This is a genomic window from Pedobacter sp. D749 (assembly GCF_019317285.1).
Taxonomy (GTDB): domain Bacteria; phylum Bacteroidota; class Bacteroidia; order Sphingobacteriales; family Sphingobacteriaceae; genus Pedobacter.
On sequence record NZ_CP079218.1, the window covers coordinates 2462061 to 2483213 of the forward strand.

13 protein-coding genes and 1 other RNA gene are annotated in these 21153 nt (G+C 36.8%); 10 read left to right on the top strand and 4 right to left on the bottom strand.

The annotated features are described in order from the left end of the window. The first annotated feature begins 32 nt into the window (after nt 1–32). Nucleotides 33–2285, top strand: a complete 2253-nt coding sequence (locus KYH19_RS09895) for a TonB-dependent siderophore receptor (protein WP_219078569.1) — start codon at nt 33–35, stop codon at nt 2283–2285. Nucleotides 2286–2355: 70 nt separating this feature from the next. Here the strand turns inward: KYH19_RS09895 and lysA are convergent, their stop codons facing one another. Together lysA and KYH19_RS09905 are read right to left on the bottom strand one after the other, a co-directional pair. Continuing rightward, a complete protein-coding gene (gene lysA / locus KYH19_RS09900) occupies nt 2356–3522 on the bottom strand; it encodes a diaminopimelate decarboxylase (protein WP_219078570.1) in 1167 nt (388 codons plus the stop codon). A 318-nt stretch (nt 3523–3840) separates the two neighbouring features. After that, the gene (locus KYH19_RS09905) at nt 3841–5154 is read right to left on the bottom strand and encodes an aspartate kinase (RefSeq protein WP_219078571.1); all 1314 of its coding nucleotides are present in this window, start codon (nt 5152–5154) and stop codon (nt 3841–3843) included. Between the two features lie 262 nt (nt 5155–5416). On the opposite strand from KYH19_RS09905, the gene KYH19_RS09910 reads away from it, so the two are divergent. Continuing rightward, nucleotides 5417–7153, top strand: coding sequence for a phospho-sugar mutase (locus KYH19_RS09910; RefSeq protein ID WP_219078572.1), 1737 nt, complete (start codon nt 5417–5419; stop codon nt 7151–7153). Between the two features lie 91 nt (nt 7154–7244). Here the strand turns inward: KYH19_RS09910 and KYH19_RS09915 are convergent, their stop codons facing one another. After that, complete coding sequence (locus tag KYH19_RS09915; protein WP_219078573.1) at nt 7245–7976, bottom strand: hypothetical protein; 732 nt, start codon at nt 7974–7976, stop codon at nt 7245–7247. A 322-nt stretch (nt 7977–8298) separates the two neighbouring features. On the opposite strand from KYH19_RS09915, the gene KYH19_RS09920 reads away from it, so the two are divergent. From KYH19_RS09920 to rnpB, 6 genes are all read left to right on the top strand, one after another. After that, nucleotides 8299–8583: a hypothetical protein gene (locus KYH19_RS09920; RefSeq protein WP_132397827.1), complete on the top strand. Its 285-nt coding sequence runs from the start codon at nt 8299–8301 to the stop codon at nt 8581–8583. 145 nt (nt 8584–8728) lie between these two features. Further along, entirely contained in the window at nt 8729–11056 is a 2328-nt protein-coding gene (locus KYH19_RS09925; RefSeq protein ID WP_219078574.1) for a TonB-dependent receptor, read from the top strand. A gap of 74 nt (nt 11057–11130) precedes the next feature. Continuing rightward, nucleotides 11131–12651 carry a PepSY domain-containing protein gene (locus KYH19_RS09930; protein ID WP_219078575.1) on the top strand — a complete coding sequence of 507 codons (1521 nt, stop codon included), beginning with the start codon at nt 11131–11133 and terminating at the stop codon, nt 12649–12651. Between the two features lie 47 nt (nt 12652–12698). Next, nucleotides 12699–13346, top strand: a complete 648-nt coding sequence (locus KYH19_RS09935; RefSeq protein WP_219078576.1) for an SCO family protein — start codon at nt 12699–12701, stop codon at nt 13344–13346. A 71-nt stretch (nt 13347–13417) separates the two neighbouring features. Beyond that, on the top strand, nt 13418–13840 hold the full coding sequence (locus KYH19_RS09940) for a cytochrome c (RefSeq protein WP_219078577.1): 423 nt from the start codon (nt 13418–13420) through the stop codon (nt 13838–13840). A gap of 89 nt (nt 13841–13929) precedes the next feature. After that, nucleotides 13930–14327, top strand: an RNA gene (gene rnpB, locus KYH19_RS09945) — RNase P RNA component class A. On the opposite strand, the gene KYH19_RS09950 is transcribed toward rnpB, so the two are convergent. After that, nucleotides 14328–15206, bottom strand: coding sequence for a polyphosphate kinase 2 family protein (locus tag KYH19_RS09950; protein ID WP_132397835.1), 879 nt, complete (start codon nt 15204–15206; stop codon nt 14328–14330). A 143-nt stretch (nt 15207–15349) separates the two neighbouring features. Between KYH19_RS09950 and KYH19_RS09955 the strand changes: the two genes are divergently transcribed. Both KYH19_RS09955 and KYH19_RS09960 read left to right on the top strand, forming a co-directional pair. After that, nucleotides 15350–17806 carry a transglycosylase domain-containing protein gene (locus tag KYH19_RS09955; RefSeq protein WP_219078578.1) on the top strand — a complete coding sequence of 819 codons (2457 nt, stop codon included), beginning with the start codon at nt 15350–15352 and terminating at the stop codon, nt 17804–17806. A gap of 173 nt (nt 17807–17979) precedes the next feature. Beyond that, nucleotides 17980–21153 (top strand): basic secretory protein-like protein, encoded by a 3174-nt coding sequence (locus KYH19_RS09960; protein WP_219078579.1) that lies wholly within the window; start codon nt 17980–17982, stop codon nt 21151–21153.

Consider the following 21153-nt stretch of genomic DNA (forward strand, 5'->3'; position numbering starts at 1 on the left):
ACAATTACCATCAATTTAATAAAATCACAGAAATGAAGAAAAAACTTTACTTGTTATTAATCACCCTTATTTACATTCCCCAGCTATTTGCACAACAGCAAAGCAAAACGAAATCTACATTAGATTCTAACAGAACGCAGCAGTTAAGAGAAATCAGTATTGCCGGAAAAAAAGCTGTTAAATTGCGAAAAGACACCTTATCTGCAGCCTTGAGAATGCAGATCCCACTACTTCAGATGCCTCAAAACATCATTAGTATTTCCGCAGCATTGATACAGCAGCAAGGAAGTTTTCAATTAAAAGACATGGCCAGGAATGCCAGCGGAATCTATTTCGGATACAACAGTTCGCCTTTTGACAATTCTGCTTCCATTAAAATCAGAGGGTTTAATGCCGCTACCACCATTAACGGAATGCCCAGCCGACTGGTGCTTGGCGCAACACTTGATGATGAAGCGCTAATTGAAAATCTGGAATTCATTAAAGGTCCGGCCGGATTTATCAGTGCTGTTGGCGAACCCGGCGGAACATTAAACATTTCTACCAAAACACCGAAAGAAAAGCTACTGAATGTACAGCTTAACGGAGGTAATTACAACCTTTTCAGATCTACAGTTGATGTTGGCAGTAAAGCTTTAGACAAAGGGTTTTCTTATCGTTTCAACGCAGCATATCAGCGGCAAAATTCTTATCTGAACAAGATGAAAACGGAGAAATATGTGATTGCTCCAGTAGTTCAGTATAATTTCAGCCCGCGGACTTATGTCATTGCCGAATATAATTACATTCGCGGTGAAGTAAAAAATGGTTCATCAATCAATAAACTTCGCCAGGATAAAGATGTATTGCAAGATCCGATTGGCGTAAATTACAGCGCGGGTATTGGCCTTCCGTTGAGTGTTGCACAAACACATACGGGCAGATTTGTAGCCGTTCACAAATTCAATTCGAACTGGCAGCTAACTTCCCAATCTAATTATGTGAAGGCTCCTTCTACGCAGTGGTATATGGTTTCATCAAATAACAGAACTTCGATCAGCTTTGATGATGCGGGTAAAACTAAACGGATATCCAGTAATTCTAATTTGTTAGGTGAAACCTATAACACCAACTTATTTCTGAATGGTAAATTTAACACCGGGCAGTTTAAACATACCCTTTTGGTTGGTGGCGATTATACTAAAGGAAAAGATTCGCTTTCAACCTATTATGGAACCAATCCAATCGCGTTCGACCGCAACAATCCGAATTATGATGTCGATCCAAATATGGTAGCTGTAACCAAAAGATCCATCAGGCAGGAAAATAAAATTCATTACACGGCGGCGTACGTTTATGACAACATTGCCTTAAATAAATTGCTACTGACTATTGGAGCGCGATATACGGAATACAGAAATCAGAATATTTTAACGACCACAAAAGGTCCACGTACCCCTGATCAATACAAGCAACATGCCTTTTCACCTCGTTTAGCACTAACTTTTACTCCGGATTCTACTTCTTCCATCTACTTTTTGTATGACCAATCTTTTGTTCCGCAAACGGGTCAGGTAGTAACTGAAACTACAGCCAGTGCAACGGCAGGACAGCGGACAGTTACGGGAACAAGACCTATAGACCCTCAATTCGGAAATAGCTTCGATCTTGGTTTTAAAAAAAAATGGTTTAATGGCAAGTTGCTAACCACCATAAACGGTTTCCACTCGGCAAAACAAAATGTATCTGCCAGGGATTTTAGAAGTTACACAGCTGCTGCGGGCGCTGTAGCTTATTACCTGCAATTAGGCGAAGTAGTGAGTAACGGGATTGAAGTTGATGTGATTGGAAACATCACCGATCGCCTTTCATTAGTGGCGAATTACACCTATGTAGATGCTAAAATTACCAAAGACAATAACCTTGATCCTACACCAGACAATCCTTCTATTATAGGACAAAAAATGCCTGATGTGCCTCAACAAATTTTTAATACCTGGATTCAATATAGCATTCCATTAAAGGGGTATAATAAAATTTCACTGAGTGCCGGCCAAACCAGTATTGCAAAACTCTCTGCAATTAGTCAGCGGGATGTTTTTTTGCCGAATTATACCAAGTTTGATGCTGGGGTGAGCTTTACAAATCCGAGATATTGGGTTAGGGTAATTGCAGATAACCTGGCGAATAAACGCTATATTTCTTCCGGGGATATTACAACTGATTTCCCATATACCGGGAATAACTATTTCTTTGTTGAAGGAGAACCCTTTAACATCAGGTTTTCTGTTGGCATTAAGTTTTAACACCTTATTGCCTAAATAAAAAGATCGCCGATACGTTTGCAGCATTTGCTACACGTATCGGCGATTGATATTAAATCTCGTTACTGTAAACCGATCTTATGGCATCCCTAAGGTTATATTTGGAAGCCATTACCTCTCCATAAGCACCTGCACTACGGATGGCAAAAATATCACCTCTGAAAGATTCTGGCTGCTCAACTTCTTTACCAAAACAATCGGTACTTTCGCAGATTGGTCCAACGATGTCGTATTTAACTGAGGTTTGAGATTTGAGATTTAAGATTTGTGACAAGTTTTCGATCTTATGGTAGGCCTGATATAAAGCCGGGCGCATCAATTCGGTCATCCCTGCATCTAAAACCACGAAATTTTTCTTCTTTCCTTTTTTAATGTAAAGTGCTCTTGTAATTAATGAAGCTGATTGTCCAACTAAAGCCCTACCCAGCTCAAAATGCACTTCCTGACCAGGTTTAACAGTCAGAAACTCGTTAAAAATCTTGAAGTAAGCTTCGAAATCTGGAATTTGATGATCGGGATTGTAATAATCAATTCCTAAGCCGCCACCAACATTTAACACTTTAAGGTTAAATCCTTTATCTTCAAACCAGGCTGCAAATTCATTTACACGCACGCAAAGGTTTTTATACACATCCAGATTAGTAATTTGTGAACCAATATGGAAGTGAATACCTATAAATTTCAAGTTTACAGATGCTTTTAAAGTCTCTGCACATTCTGGCAAATCCCATGAGTTGATACCGAATTTATTTTCATCTAAACCCGTGGTAATGTTGTGGTGGGTATGGGCATCAACATTTGGATTGATGCGAATAGCCACCTGAGCGGTTTTGCTCTTTTTACCGGCAAGTTCATTTAACACTTCTAATTCCTGGATAGATTCTACATTAAAGCAGAAAATATCAAGATCAAGCGCTTCGTTGATTTCTTTATCCGATTTGCCTACTCCGGCAAAAACGATTTTTTTGTGATCGAAACCTACTTCAACAGCTCTTCTCACCTCTCCTGCACTCACACAATCTGCACCGAAACCAATTTCTTTGATCTGGTTTAACAGCACACTATTGAAGTTCGCTTTTAATGCATAATGGATATGGAAATGGTATGGAGCCGCTGCATCTGCACAGATATGCAAGGTTTTTTGCAACAGATCGGTATCATAGTAGTAAAAAGGCGTTTCAATATTGTTAAACTTTGATATATCTTTATCGGCGAACATGTTCAAATTCCTTATTATAATTTTAATTTTATTCTTCGGGTTAGTTTATTTGGGTAACTACCTGGATTTAAAACATGGAAGAATTACCCGGAAACAATACAATGGAAAAATCCGATTTTTTATCGTGTTACTTTTTATTGTACTGTTCCTTTTATTTATCAAAAAATGAAGATAGCAGCTGCCATATTTATCATTCTTATTCTTTCTGCGGGATTGTATAACTCCTACAAAAAATATAAAAACGGATTACTACCATCAAGCTTTTTGGCTTTTCACTTCCTAATCGGATTAATGGTAGTAATTGGCGCCTTTTTTCTCCTATTCGAATAATCTATTGTGTAAGCTTCTTAAAGCCTCAGTTTTATACTCGCTTAAAATTAAAAGCGATACGTTATAGTTGCTTCCTCCGTAAGAAATCATACGGATTGGAATGTGTTTTAAACCTTCCAAAACCCTGCTGGCGAAACCATGTTTCTCAGAGCCAAAATCGCCAACCACACAAACAATACTGTGGTTGGTATCTACTTCAACTGTTCCGAAACTTTCCAGTTCTTCGATAATCTGCGGTAAATGAGCTGTTTCATCAATGGTTAGTGATACGGCTACCTCAGAAGTAGTAATCATATCGATTGGTGTTTTGTACCGCTCAAAAACTTCAAAAACACGGCGTAAGAAACCATAAGCCAATAACATGCGGCTCGATTGGATGCGGATTGCAGTAATCCCATCTTTAGCAGCGATTGATTTAATCTTCCCTTTTTCGCTATCATGCGTAATCAAAGTACCCGCCGCAGAAGGCTCCATTGTATTTAATAAACGAACCGGAATTTTATATTTCTGTGCAGGGAAAACCGATTGAGGATGCAAAATCTTTGCACCAAAATAAGCCAACTCAGCTGCTTCATCAAATGATAGCTGGGCAATTGGCCTGGTGCCTTTAACAATACGTGGATCATTGTTGTGCATGCCGTCTATATCCGTCCAGATCTGAACTTCTTCGGCCAGAATTGCAGCGCCTAACAATGAGGCCGTGTAGTCACTACCCCCACGACGCAGGTTATCTACTTCTCCAAAACTGTTGCGACAGATGTACCCTTGCGTAATAAATAACTTATTGTCTTTATGCTCTTCCAACAAAGGTGTTAAGTGCTTTGTGGTAAATGGAATATCAGGCTCGTTATCTTCATCCGTTTTCATGAAATCCAATGCGGGTAACAATACGGATTCGATTCCAATTGACTTCAAATAGATGTGATATAAAGTGGTAGACAATAATTCGCCTTGCGCCAGTACTACTTTTTCCTCAATTGAAGTGAAAATATCATTGGTTAAAACGGCTAAAAAGCTGAAATGGTAATCAATCACTTCATTTCCCATTTCCTGAAAATCAGCAGCGGGCAAAAGTTCAATTACGAAATCCTTATATTTTTGATATAAATTTTCTACGGCGGTACTTCCGTTCTTCTTATCTCCGGCTAAAAAATAATTAGAAATCTCTACTAAACTATTTGTAGTTCCAGAAACGGCTGATAACACTACAATCTGTTCTTCATTTGGATCTATGATATCCAATAACTTCGTCATACGCTCGGGGCTACCAACTGATGTACCCCCAAATTTTAATATTTTCATCTACTCAAATTATTATTAACTGTGATAAAAACTGCCAAAACTTTACATAATCCCTTTCGGATTGTGAAAAAGTTAAGATGATTTTACTTTAATACCGGAATTTCTTTATTATTGTATCGGGGCGTGAAAATAAGCAAAACAAGCTTAAAAGCAACACCCTCAACAAAATAAAATTTGGATGAGTTGAAATAAATAGGTTTCAACCAAACATCATTCATTTAAATTTGTTCAACACCAGATATTAAATTAAAAAAACAGCTCAATGCAGGCAATTGACCAATCAACGCAAGCCACAATTAATCAGTGGTTAAGTGGGAATTATGATGAAAATACAAAGGCAGAAATTCAGGCTCTTGTAAACAAAGATGCGACTACCGAATTAATAGATGCATTTTATAGAAGTTTAGAGTTTGGAACAGGCGGTTTACGCGGTATAATGGGTGCAGGTTCTAACCGGATAAACAAATACACCATTGGAACCGCTACACAGGGATTGGCCAACTACTTAAACAACAAATATCCGAACGAGAAAATCAAAGTGGCCATTGCGCATGATAGTCGCAACAACTCTGATTATTTCGCCAAAATTACGGCTGACGTTTTTTCAGCAAACGGAATCCATGTATATTTCTTCTCTGCATTAAGACCAACGCCAGAGCTTTCTTTCGCTGTGCGCCATTTTGGTTGTAAAAGTGGAGTTATGTTAACCGCATCGCATAATCCTAAAGAATATAACGGTTATAAAGCTTATGGTGCAGACGGTGGCCAGTTTACTTCTCCTGATGATAAATTGGTAATTGATGAAGTAAGCAAGATTAAAAGCATTGATGAAGTAAAATTTGATCGTGTAGATTCAAATATTGAATTAATTGGCGAAGATGTAGATAAACTTTATTTAGATGGTATTGCAGCACTTTCAATTTCTCCGGAAGCCATTAAAAGACAGCACGATTTAAAAATTGTTTATTCACCTATCCACGGAACGGGAATCACATTGGTGCCTAAAGCGCTAGCTCAATTTGGTTTTACCAACGTAACCCTAGTTGAAGAGCAAAGCACACCAGACGGAAATTTCCCAACTGTGGTTTATCCAAATCCAGAGGAAAAAGAAGCATTAACTTTAGCGATGAACAAAGCAAAAGAGATTGATGCTGATTTAGTTTTGGCAACTGATCCAGATGCGGATCGTGTAGGTATTGCCGTAAAAGATAATGATGGCGAATGGGTGCTACTGAATGGTAACCAAACAGGTAGTCTGTTAATTAACTATTTATTATCAGCCTGGCAAGATAGCGGCAAATTAGATGGTAACCAGTTTATTGTGAAAACCATTGTAACCTCTAACCTGATCGAAGAGATTGCCAAAAAGAAAAATGTAACCTATTACAATACCTTAACAGGATTTAAATACATCGGTCAGTTAATGACTGAGCTGGAAGGCAAAAAATACTTTATTGGTGGTGGCGAAGAAAGCTATGGCTATTTGATCGGCGATTTAGTACGCGATAAAGATGCAGTAGTTTCTGCAGCTTTTATCTCTGAAATGACTGCTTATTACAAAGATAAAGGTGCAAGTTTATACAATGCCTTATTGGATATGTATGTAGAATATGGCCTTTATAAAGAAGATCTGGTTTCGTTGACCAAAAAAGGTAAATCAGGTGCTGAAGAAATTAAAGCCATGATGGTTAAATTCAGGGAAAATCCTCCTGCAACATTAGGCGGTTCTAAAGTTTCAGTATTGAAAGATTACGAATTGAGTCAGGAAACAGATTTAGCAACAGGAAAAGTAACTAAACTGGATTACCCGACTTCGGATGTTTTGCAATTTATTACTGAAGATGGAAGTATCGTTTCGGCTCGTCCGAGTGGTACGGAGCCTAAAATTAAATTCTATTGCAGTGTAAATGCACCTTTAGCCGATAGGAAAGATTTTGATTCGGTTAATGCACAGCTTGGAGAAAAAATTAAAGCGGTAATGGCCGATTTGCAGGCATAAGGCAGCCGAAGATTTGCAGATTACAATAATCCAGATGCATAAATTGTATCTGGATTATTTTTGTTTAAAAATCTGATAATCTGTGGCTAACCTATTTTATTAAATTAGAAATGTTTTGTTTCGACACATAAATTATAGCCGGTTCTGCCTTTTCATTATCTGAATACTTACCCGAATTTTTATCATAAATGGCACTTGTAGCCGAAACATAAAGTCTTCCTTTTTCATCAAGATACAGATTGGTGATCTGATTATTAAATGGTAATGAAAGTGTTCTGGTATTGCCATTTTCAATTATTTCAACTGTACTTTTTAAAACGCTATTGTGATTGGGATTATCATTTATAGGTTCTAAATTTTCTTTTAATCGGATCGTTATTTGGTTATTCGGATAAACAGTAGCATATTCTTTTGATCTATTTATCGACTTCGCTCCTTCATAAAATGATTGCCAGCTTAAACCGTTATCTAAACTTAAATATTGTGAAAATGATGTCAACATCTGTCCGGACTGACTTTTTAACGATTTCGAACTTAGAGTAAAAATGCTATCGCCTTTCACTAAAAGACCATAAAAAGGTTGATGAGTGGTTTTTACATTTACCCATGTTTTTCCTTTATCATACGTTTGACGAATATCATATAAGGTTGAGACGGTAAGTGTATCATCTAAATTCCCGTAAACAGCATGGGCTTCTTTTCCATTTGCAATTTCGAGCCTGGTCCAATCTGGATCACTAAAGGCTGGAGGTACATCTGGAACTTCTTTTTTGGCGCATGATGACAATACCATCATCAACGCGATAGTTTTAAATAATTTCATAGGTTTCATTTTTGTGTATGGCAAGATAGAAAAAAATTACTTTAACTAAAAGCGCAGGTAAAAGCCTGCTGCACAAACTCAAAAATATATTAGAATCACTAAATCTTAAAGAATTAAATTCCTGAAAAACATCACCTTATATCAATTTTAAGTTCTACTTTAAAATTTAAACTCAGGCAATTTTTATTTTCCTTTGCTGCAACCAATTTCTTTAATACTTTTGCAGCGCAATACCATGCTCAAAAAAACCTTAATATATCTGATCATTATATGCACCGTTAGCAACGGTTTCATGCAATTGGTGATTTATTCTGGTTATAAAATGAACAAAGAATACATTACCAGTGTATTCTGTATTAATAAAGAGCATCCTGAATTACATTGTGATGGGCAGTGTTTCCTGGCAAAAAAACTGAAAGACCTTGATGGTAAAAACAAACAGGCTCAGGAAAACCTTAAAAGAGTTATAGAAGCTGAACCCAGATTTCAGACTATTGCATTGAACCATCATATTCCTTATTTCATCATCACTTCAGAAAATCTTTACATCGAAAAACCGGTTAAAGATCTTTCCATATCCATATTCCATCCTCCAAAATTGGGTTAATTTTTAATTATAACCACTAATAACATCAAATAGAAAGCACCAGTTAATGCCAATCAGGCGTTAAGCAGCCATGTTTATCTATAAAATACAAATGTTATCCCGCTGGTTAGTTTGAAACTATTAATCACCACCCAATTTTTAATGAATGAAATTCAAAATACTAACAGGCATTTTGCTATGCCTTAATATTGCTGCATACGCCCAAACAATTAAAGGAAAAATATACGATGCGCAAACAAAGGAACCTGTTGTCGCCGCGCTGGTTAAGGAAAAAAATAGTGCTAACATTACAAAAACCAACAACGAAGGTTATTTCGAATTAACTTGCAGCCAGGCTTCGCCAGATATTTTAATTAGCTGCATCAGTTATAAAAATGTAGAAATTAAAGCCTACAACAATCAAAATATAGAATTAACAACCGATTCCAGAACTTTGCAGAGTGTTATGGTTACGGCAAATAGAGAAGCTTCATTACGTAGCGAAACGCCTATTGCAATAACTAAACTTAGTGCTAAATTAATCGACGAGACGAAAGCTACCACTTTATTTGAGGTGGTAAATAAGACACCTGGTGTTTTGATGGTCGATTTAGGCAATGAACAACACATGATGTCTATCCGACAGCCAATTACAACCAACCCGTATTATTTATATATGGAAGATGGTGTTCCTATTCGTCCGATGGGTGTTTTTAATCACAATGCCCTGTTACAAATTAATCAATATACGGTTAGTTCTATCGAAGTTGTTAAAGGTCCGGTTTCATCCATCTACGGACCAGAAGCTATTGGTGGTGCAGTTAATTTTATCATGCAAAGACCAACAACAGTTCCTACTGCTAAAGCAGGATTTCAATTTGATAACTGGGGATATAAGCGGTTTCAGTTTGGTACTGGTGCTACAATTGGAAAATTTGGATTCTACATTGGAGGTTTAACCAGTAAACAAACCAATTCTTGGATGACCACTTCTGACTATGATAAACAAACAATAAATGCTCGTTTAGAATATAATTTCACTCCTAAAACACGCTTAATTGGTAATTTTATTTACGGCAAATACAACTCCCAAATGAGTGGTAGTGTAGATAGTATTGCTTTTTATAGTAGAAACTACCTGAGTACATCTGATTTTGCTTACCGCAAATCGGACGCGAACAGAACACGGTTAACCCTTGAACATGAATGGAATGAAAATGCTAAATCATTTATTACCATTTTTAACAGAAACGATCAATTAGGGCAAAATCCTTCCTATGGTATCAGATGGAAAACAGGACAAACTACTGCAACTGGTCAAATTAATGCTAACAATTTCAGTAGCTATGGTGTTATTGCGCAGCACAGTCAACATTTCAACTTCTTAAATTCAAAATTAATTGCCGGAGCCATGTTTGATTATTCTCCAAACGATTATTGGGCTTATCAAACTGATTTAATTGCACAACTTCGTCCTGATGGAAAATCGGTTGAAAAATATAGCCTTAAAGAAGAACGTCCGGATATTGAATTGTCTGATTACAATGCTAAAATCCGCAATGCCGCAAGTTATCTGCAATATGATTTCGAGCTGGTAAAAAAAATAAGATTTTCTACAGGTCTCCGATATGACAGGATGAGTTTTACCTATATTAATAACTTAGATAATAGTTCTGGAGAAAAAGCATATAGTAAGTTAACGCCTAAAATTGGTTTAACTTATCAGATCGATCAGGAGAAAGGACTATATGCCAATTACGCACAAGGTTTTTCGCCAACCGCTTTAACTGCAATTTTTAGAGCAAAGCCTAACACCAGTCCTGCCCAATTTTATTATAACCTGGCGCCTGCAACTTTCCAGAATTATGAGCTTGGAGGTTGGGCAACATTCATTAACCATAAAGTTTATGCTGATATTGCTATTTACCAAATGAATGGTACTAATGAATTGCTAAGTATCCGTCAACCAGATAATTCAACCGATTATCAATCGGCAGGAAAAACTTTGCATCGTGGAATTGAATTTGGCCTTACCGCTAATCCTGATCCTCAATTTTCTTTCCGTTTTGGCGGTACAGTTGCCATACACAAATTCATCAGTTTTCAGGTAAGTGATAATCCCAAAGATGCCCTACAAAACCTGAACAATTACGAAATGCCATCTGCTCCACGCTGGGTATACAATACAGAGTTTAACTACTATCCAAAACAATTGCCAAATCTACGGATGTCCATAGAGTTGCAACATTTATCTTCTTACTACCAGGATCAGATAAACACAGTTAAATATGATGGTTATACGCTACTAAACTACCGGATTGGGTATAAAATTAAAGGTGTGGAAGTATATAGTAATGTAATGAACTTAGGAAATACGCTTTATGCAACAAATGTTACCAGAGGAAACAATGCAACAGATACAAGCACCTTTACTCCTGCGGCACCAAGAACATTCGTGTTCGGAATCCAATATAACTTTGCAGGAAAAAAATAGAAGTACCAAAAGATGTCATCAGATCGCTTCAGGTTTTCATTTTACCTCTTCATTTAAAATAAAAAATTTTAAAGATGAATAATAAAACATCAAATTTTAAACAAAGCGTCAAGCGTAATATGTACAAATGTCATCGTACTATTGGGCTTATTACCGTTATTCCTGTTATTTTCTGGACATTATCCGGATTGATGCATCCTTTTCTATCCAATTGGTTTAAGCCTCAAATTGCCCATCAGATTTTAGTACCAAAACCCATCAATAAGGGGCAGATTAAACTCACACTTCAGGATGTTTTGCTTAAAAATAATATCCAGGAATTTAAAAACTTCAGGATAGTAAATTTCGATCAGCAAACCTATTATCAGCTTAAAAGTATCAAGGGAGATTTACACTATTTTAATACAACAACAGGAATAGCATTAAGTAATGGAGACGAACATTATGCTGAATATCTGGCCCGTTATTTTATCGCAGACCGTTCTAGTAAAATTAAATCAATTACTGTTCAAACAGGTTTTAGTCAGCAATATAAATATGTAAACAGATATCTTCCGGTTTGGAAAGTAAGTTTTAACCGAAAAGATGCCATGGATGTTTATGTAGAAACAGCCTCTTCTCAATTGGCTACTTTTAATACTGACGCAAGAAAAACCTTTTTATGGCTGTTTGATAATTTCCATAGCTGGTCATTTTTAGAAGCAATCAGTAATAACACGTTTAAAACCTGTGTTATGGTGGTTTTATTGTCCATTATTACTTTATCTGCTTTAAGTGGTATTTTAATTTATGGTATACTCTGGAAAAAATTTAAAAAACCAAAACAGGGAAGCAAAATTGGTTTCTTAAGGCTTTACCACCGTCAGATTGGAATTTGCATTTCTTTATTAACATTAACCTTTGCATTTAGCGGAGCCTATCATATTATGAATAAGCTTAACTCAAATACCATTCAGAATGTAATTTACCAGCCAAACATCAATCTTAGTGAACTTAAAATACCCAATAACGTTTTAAATTTAGATTCGGACCGGCTGAACAATATTTCCCTTGTAAAGTTTAAAAAACAGGTATATTTTCAAATATTCTACAATAAGACCGAAGATCTGCCGGAAGAAACGATTTATATCAATGCAAAAGATAGTTCCAAACTCAACAACGGTAATCTCGAATATGCTAAATTCTTAGCGAATAAATTTGAAAACAAATCAGAAGATACAGACGAGCCCGAAATGGAATGTTGTACTTCAAACGCTACTGAAAATGACATTTGCAAAGCGAAACTAATAAAAACCAGCGTACTCTATAAATTCGATGATAGAGAATATGGGTTTGTTTTTAAACGCCTCCCTGTTGTAAAACTAACATATAACACTCCCAATCACACTAATTTATATATCGACACCAAAACATCCCGTTTAGCTGCAAAAATTGCAGATGCCGATCGTTACGAAGGGTATTCTTTTGCTTTTCTGCACAAATTCCATTACCTGGATTGGGCAGGGAAAAACTTTCGTGATTTCTTTATCTTATTAGCGGCCCTGTTAATTTTAACCGTTAGCTTGCTCGGCTTAATAATTTTTATAAAAAAGTAAAAAACAAAATACAGTAAATTTGAAACATATTAATCAATTATAATACAATGAAAAATATCAACTATATCACAATTCTTATAAGCGCAGGTTTATTATTCGCATCTTGCAAACAAGAAAGAAAACTTCCATTTTATGGCGAGCGCCATGCAGAAACAGTTAAAGATGCTGCAGGTGTAGAAAAAATTGATACGGTTTACCAAACGATTCCTGCTTGGTCTTTCTTAAACCAGGATAGCATTGTAACGACCAATAAGTCAACGGATGGCAAAGTTTATGTGGCCGATTTCTTTTTTACTTCCTGCACCACCATCTGTCCTACCATGCACCGTAACTTAATGACGGTTTATAATGACTTTAAAAGCAATCCAGATGTAATGTTTGTATCACATACAATTGATTTTAAATATGACAAACCTCATGTTTTAAAAAAATACGCCCAAAAATTAGGCGTAGATGGTCCGAAATGGCAATTTCTTTATGGTACAAAAGATAGCGTATACACTTTGGCCGAAAAAAACTACTTAGTGGCAGTTGGCGAAGACAGTACTGCTAAAGATGGTTATATTCACCAGGGTTACCTGGTTTTAATTGATAAAGACAGGCGCATCCGCGGTGCTTACGATGGCACCAAAGAAGATCAGGTAGAGCAGTTGAAAAAAGATATTCCCGTTTTGTTGGCCGAATATAAAAAGTAAAGTTATATTTAATCATCCTTTCGATCCGCTAGCTATCGGATCGAAAGGATGATTTTCACTACAAAACATCCATGCGCAAGTACATTATCAATTCAGTTTTTTCCCTTTTTATTATAGGCATCATTGTTTCCTGTCAAAATCAGGAAACCATCGATCTGCAAAATTACATGTCGAACGGAAAAGATATTTATAAAGCCAAATGCCAAAACTGCCATGGTGTAAATGGCGAAGGATTAGGTAAACTTGCTCCCCCACTTACCGATTCGGTATTTCTAAAAGCAAATAAAACTCGTTTAGCCTGTTTTATTAAAAACGGTGCAAACGAATCTTTGATCATTCATGGTCAGGAATACAAAGAAAAAATGCCATCTTTCCCCGAATTGGCTGATATTGATGTGGCACAGGTAATGGTTTTCATTACCAATTCGTTTGGCAACAAGCAAGGCTTTGTACCTTATTCGAAGGTTTCAAAAGATTTGCAGAATTGTAAATAATATTCAGTATTATAAAAATACCAACGAATAAATATCACAATAATGATATTTTAGATACTTTGTGCTTAAAAAAACCCATATTTGCGCAAAATGCAGGCTGTTCTATCGCTGTTTCGAATAAAATCGGAAGAGAGGAAAGTCCGGGCAACGCAGGGCATCCCGCTTTCTAACGGAAAGGAATTCAGGAATGAAAACCTGAATTACGGATTAGTGCAGCAGAAAATATACCGCTCTGGCTTATGTCGGAGTAAGGGTGAAAACGTGCGGTAAGAGCGCACGAGCATTGCAGGCGACTGCAGTGGTTTGTAAACCCCGGGAGTTGAAAGACCAAATAGGCTAACATTCCGACTTTATGCCGGAATAAAGGGCTGCCCGTCCGATGTTAGTGGGTAGGTCGTTAGAGATAAACGGCAACGTTTATACTGGATAAATGATAGAAGCCTGAGCAATCAGGAAACAGAACCCGGCTTATAGGCCTGCATTTTTTTTACTCACTTAGCAAAATACGCTTGGTTTCACTCAGTTTAGCAGTTTCTTCTTCTCCAAGTACCGGAAATTCAAGATCTAAACTTTTTAACTTTTCTACAATAATCTCACTAATAGCCAGCCGGGTAAACCATTTTTTATCAGCGGGTATAATATGCCAGGGTGATTCTTCTGTACTTGTAGCATTGATTGCATCTTCATAAGCATCCATATATTTATCCCACAAAGCCCTTTCTTTAATATCACCTGAAGAGAATTTCCAGTTTTTGGTAGGATCATCAATACGTTCTAAAAAGCGTTGTTTTTGTTCATCCTGGCTAACATTTAAAAAGAACTTTAAAATTACCGTTCCATTAGCGGTTAAATGCTCTTCAAAATTTTTAATGCTATTGTAGCGCTTCTGCCAAAAACTTTTGCCAATCTCTTTAACATCATCAAAACCTGGAATATTTTCGCTCAGAATATATTCGGGATGTACCTTACAAACCAAAACGTTTTCGTAATGCGAACGGTTATGAATACCTATTCTACCGCGTTCCGGCAAAGCTTTATAATGTCTCCACAAAAAATCGTGTTCATATTCTTCTGGTGTAGGAACTTTAAAACTATAAACCTGGCATCCCTGCGGATTTAATCCACTCATGACGTGCTCAATGGCGCTGTCTTTACCAGCAGCATCCATCGCCTGAAAAATGATCAGAACAGAATGTTTGCCTGAGGCATATAATTTCTCCTGTAAATGGTTTAATTCTATTTTCGAATTCACCAATGCATCTTTAGCCTTTTCTTTGTTATAACTACCGGTAAAATCAGTTTTATGATTTTTTAAAGAAAATTTCTCACCTCCTTGTACAATTAACCCTTTAAATTCGTTCTTCATAATCATGTATTATTTTAGATAAATCGATGCATCGATAATTTAAATATAGAACTAAAAAATAAGTAAATTAAATACGTTAATTTGCATAGAGAGTTTTTTATATTTAACGCCACAGCTTTTACCTAAAGATCATCTTATCCAATATGTTTAAAGAGATAAAGAACAAGTACTTACGTTATTCTACAATATTTTTATTTTTTATAATAATTTTCTTTTCTGCCCTGCAATTAAATTTTTTGTGGCTATTTGGCTACTCACCAAGTGTTCGGGATATTAAAGCACCTACCCTCCGTGTTGGCTCTGAACTTTACACTGCAGATGGAAAACTGATTGGCAGATATTTTAAAGAAAACAGAACGCCTGTAAATTATAATGATATTTCACCTGGTGTAATACATGCTCTGGTTGCTACTGAAGACGTGCGTTTTTATAAACATTGGGGTATCGATGTGCAGGCAGTTGGCCGCGCAGTTATTGGTTTGGGAAAGGATGGCGGAGCCAGCACCATTACCCAGCAGCTGGCAAAAAATCTCTACCGTACACGTTATAATAAATCGCAGGGGTTATTGATTAAAATACCTTTAGTAAGAACCTTAATAGTAAAACTCAAGGAATGGATGACAGCTGTAAAGTTAGAATCCAATTATTCTAAAAATGATATCATCACCATGTATCTGAATACCGTGTCGTTCGGTAATAATACCTATGGCATAAAAACGGCCAGCCGGATTTACTTTGATAAAGAAGCAAAAGATTTAGCCACTACAGATGCAGCTATGCTGGTGGGGATGTTAAAAGGAACAACCTTATATAATCCAACTAAAAATCCTGCAAAAGCTTTGGAAAGAAGAAATGTAGTACTTGCGCAAATGAACAAGTACAAATACCTGAGTAAGGATAGTTTAACACAATTATCAAAAGAGCCTGTTAAACTGAAAGAAGGTAAAATGCAGGATGGCAGTGATGGCGACTCTTATTTAAGGGCAGCTGTGGCTAAATATTTAGAGAAATGGTGTACTGATAATGGTTACGATCTTTACGAAGATGGTTTAAAAATTTACACGACAATCGATTCACGACTGCAGGGTTATGCCGAAGAAGCGGTTGCCGATGAGATGAGGATTTTGCAACGCAGGTTTTATAGTGTTTGGGGCAAGGAAGATCCCTGGTATGATTCGGAAAAACAAAAGGTTGATTACCCCGACCGTGCGATGAAAAACCTTCCGATTTATTCACTTTTGCAAAAAAAGTTCCCTAACAATCCAGATTCTGTTATCGCCTATTTCAATAAAAAGAAAAGAATGCAGATTTTCACTTATAAAGGAGATCGCGATACTTTATTCTCTACTTTAGATTCGATCCGTTATTACGGAAAAATCATGAATACGGGAATGATGACGATGGAACCTGCAAGTGGTAAAATTAAAGTTTGGGTTGGTGGTATCGACCATAAGTTTTTCAAATACGATCACGTAAATCAGGCTAAACGCCAGGCAGGCTCTACTTTTAAACCATTTGCTTATTTAACGGCTTTAGAACAAGGGATGAGTCCTTGTGATAAATTTACGGATAAGCCGGTTAAAATTGCTTACCAGGATAAAGGCGAAACGAAATATTGGGAGCCAAAAAATGCCGATTATAGTGTTTCCTACCGCGAAATGAGCTTACGCTGGGCCATGGCAAAATCAGTGAATACCATTACTGCCCAGGTAACGGAAAAGGTTGGCTGGGATAATGTGGTTAAATATGCACACGAATGTGGTATTGACAGTCACCTGGAATCTGTACCATCGGTAAGTTTAGGATCAAATGATGTTACCGTTTACGAAATGGTAAAAGCTTATTCTACATTTATGAATAAGGGGATTAAAACAGATCCCATATTGGTAGAAAAAATTACCGATCAGGATAACAATTTAATAGATGAATTTAAACCTAAAACAAAAAGGGTTTTAACTGAAGAAATTGCCTGGTTAATGACCTATATGTTCCGTGGTGGTATGGAAGAACCTGAAGGTACTTCCCAGGCCTTATGGGAATGGCCTGACCTTTTTAAGAAAAACAACCAGATTGGTGGTAAAACAGGTACTTCTTCTGATTATGTGGATGCCTGGTACATGGGCTTAACCAAAGATCTGGTGACTGGTGTTTGGGTAGGTTGTGATGAAAGAACAGCCCACTTTAAAAATGGCGAGCAAGGTGAAGGATCGAGAACTGCCCTGCCAATTTTTGCTAAGTTTATGGAAAAAGTTTACCTCGATCCGAAATCAGGATATACTTATGGGCCCTTCCCTAAAGCAACAGTTGATATTACCCGCACTTACAATTGCCCTAGTCCAAGAATTGTCAGGGATACAACATCAACTGACAGCGTAACCGTTGATTCTACTGATTTTACCGTTCCTACCGAAGTACCCGTTACTACGGAACCAGTAAACAATGAACCCGAAGTTAAAAAAGAAGAAAATAAAACAGAGCCTGCTCAAAATCCCGTTACCCCAACTGTGCCACTAACCAGAAAAGAAGAACGTGAACTTCGGAGGAAACAACGTCAGGAAGAAAAGGAAAAAAAGAAAAACGAAGATAACAATCAGCAATAGTTTTTTGGACCGAAATAAACCAAAATAGCTCACTGACTGTGTAAAATAGGCAGTGGAATTTTAAAAAGTGTTAAATTTTTAATACTCTTTTAAACAATTGCTACTTTTATTTCAAGATTTTTTACCATTTCATTTTCGTAAATTATTGAACAATCATTACTAAAACCAAACATATGAAAATAGGCTCTACTTTATTAAGGCGATATTCTTCTTTATTGCTCCTGCTTATTCTTTCTTTTTCTGTTAAGGCACAATATTTCGGACAAAACAAGGTAAGGTATAAAAAACTCGACTTTAAAGTTTTGCAGACGCCCCATTTTGAGATCTATTATTATATTAAAAATGAGAAACTTTTAAAACGTTTTTCGCAAGATGCTGAAACCTGGTACAAAATGCATCAGGAAGTTTTTAGAGATACCTTTTTAAAGAAAAATCCAATTATTCTATACAATAACCATCCTGATTTTCAGCAAACTACAGTGCTTAACGGAGAAATTGGAATTGGTACCGGCGGGGTTACAGAGGCACTAAAAAACAGGGTAATTATGCCTGTTATGGAACTCAATAGCCAAACAAGGCACGTTTTAGGTCACGAGCTTGTTCATGCTTTTCAGTATCACCTTCTACTGGAAAAAGATTCCATTAGTTTAGAAAATGTTGGACAGACACCACTATGGATGGTTGAAGGGATGGCCGAGTATTTATCAATTGGAAAAAAAGACGCATTTACTTCAATGTGGATGCGCGATGCTATGTTAAATCGTGATATTCCTTCGTTAAAAGATTTAACCAACTCTAACAAATATTTCCCCTACCGTTACGGGCAGGCTTTCTGGACTTATATCGGTTCGCAATATGGTGATACCACCATTGTTCCTTTATTTAAGAATACAGCAAAATATGGTTACGAAAATGCCATCCGATATACATTTGGTTACGACGATAAAACATTATCTGGTCTTTGGAAAAACTCCATCGATGCGCATTACAAGCCGATGTTAAAAGCGGATAGCTCTCAGATTAAAATTACGGGTACAAAAATCATCGACAATAAAAACGCAGGTAATATGAACGTCGCCCCTGCCCTTAGTCCTGATGGAAAATATTTAGCATTTATGTCTGAAAAAGATCTTTTTGGTATAGATTTATTTCTCGCAGATGCCAAAACCGGGAGAATTATCAGGAAGTTGAGCAGTCAGATCTCTAATGGCCATATTGATGATTTCAACTTTATAGAGTCAGCCGGAGCATGGTCGCCGGATAGTAAGCAATTTGCCTTTAGTATCTTCAGTCATGGTAAAAACCAGATGATGATTATTAATGTTTCAAACGGAACTACTGTATCTCAAACACCAATGGCACAGGTGCAGCAATTTGGTAATTTAACCTGGTCGCCAAATGGAAAAGATATCGCATTTTCAGGAATGGTTGAAGGACAAAGTGATATTTTCTCTTACAACCTCGATACCAAAGCAGTTACGCAGATTACCGATGATGTATATTCTGATTATGCACCAAGTTATTCGCCTGATGGTAAAAAACTGGTGTTTTCATCAGATAGAGCCGCAATTCAGGCCAATGTAATTAACGCAGTGCTGCCTATAAACCTTGCTGTTTACGATATTGCGGCTAAAACCGTAAATAATTTGGATGTTTTTCCTGGAGCGAATAACTTAAACGCACAATTTTCGGCTAACAGTCAGAACATCTATTTCCTGTCTAACAGAGATGGTTTTAGGAATTTATACAAATACAATTTCGCAGATAATACGGTTGATCAGTTGACCGATTATTTTACCGGGATTAGTGGAATTACCGAATTTTCGCCAGCCATTTCGGTGTCAACAACAGATGATATTGTATATAGCTATTACCGTTACCAGCGTTATACCCTATATAATGCTAAGTTAAGCAGCTTTAAAGCGAAAAGAATTGGTAACCAGGAAGAAAATTTCGATGCAGCCATACTCCCTCCAATGGAAAACATTGGTGTAAACATCATCAACTCTAATTTAAATAATTTTGACCGTTTCGAGAAAATAGTGGCCGATTCGATGAAAACGGTACCTTACAAACCAAAATTCAGATTAGATTATTTAGCAAATAGTGGCGTAGGTGTTTCAACCAGCCGTTTCGGAACCGGCGTTTCTGGTGGTATAGTAGGAATGTTTAGCGATATATTAGGCACCAACCAGATCATAGCAAACCTATCCGTAAATGGAGAAATTTATGACTTTGGTGGTTTAGTGGGTTATATCAATCAGAAAAGCAGAATAAACTGGGGTGCAGCCGTTTCGCATATTCCTTATGTATCTGGTTTTAGGTCTTACGGCTATGAAAATCTCCCTACAGGAGATAATACAACTCTTAAAGCCTTGGCAGACAGAACAGACATTATCAGAACCTTTGAAGATCAGTTTCAGGTTTTTGGTGCTTATCCATTTAGTAAAATACACCGTTTTGAGTTGGGCGGTTCATTTTCGCATTATAGTTACAGAGTTGATAGATATAGCAATTATTATAATTCGGTTGGCAACTACATAGGTTCAAATAAAAGCAGGATTTCCAACGATGTTGCTTCTCAGGATTATGGCATTCCTTTTAATTCTTTTACATTATATCAATTAAACGCTGGTTTTGTAGGCGATAACTCAATCTTTGGCCTTACTGGTCCACTTGACGGTTTCAGATATCGTGTAAGTGGCGAGAAATATCTTGGTACTTATAATTTTGCTGGCGTAACGGCAGACCTTCGTAAATATTGGAGAGCTAAGCCAGTAACATTTGCTGTAAGAAGTTATAACACTTTAAGGATCGGTAAAGATGCAGACAGGCTTTATCCAATGTATCTTGGTTATCCATACCTGATTAGGGGTTATGAATCAAACTCAATTTACAAAAGTACTTCCGCACAATCATCAGAATCTTTCGATATTAACCAATTAACTGGAAGTAAAATTGCTGTATTTAATTTCGAAGTCCGCTTGCCATTTACAGGGCCTAAAAAATTAGCTGCTATACCTTCTAAGTTTTTATTCTCTGACCTGAATTTATTCTTCGATGCAGGATTGGCATGGACGAACGATACCAAAGTGAAATTTAAAAGTGAACCAACTTATACTACTGAACCTGTTTTAGATGATAATAAACAACCCGTTTTTGATGAAAAGGGTAAACCGGTTACCTTTCAGTCTACAACAGAACGTGTACCAGCAATTAGTGTTGGTATATCGGTAAGGGTAAACGTTTTTGGCTATTTTGTTTTAGAACCTTACTATGCTATTCCTTTTCAAAGAAAGGATGTTAAAACCGGAGTATTCGGTTTAACGTTTGCACCGGGATGGTAA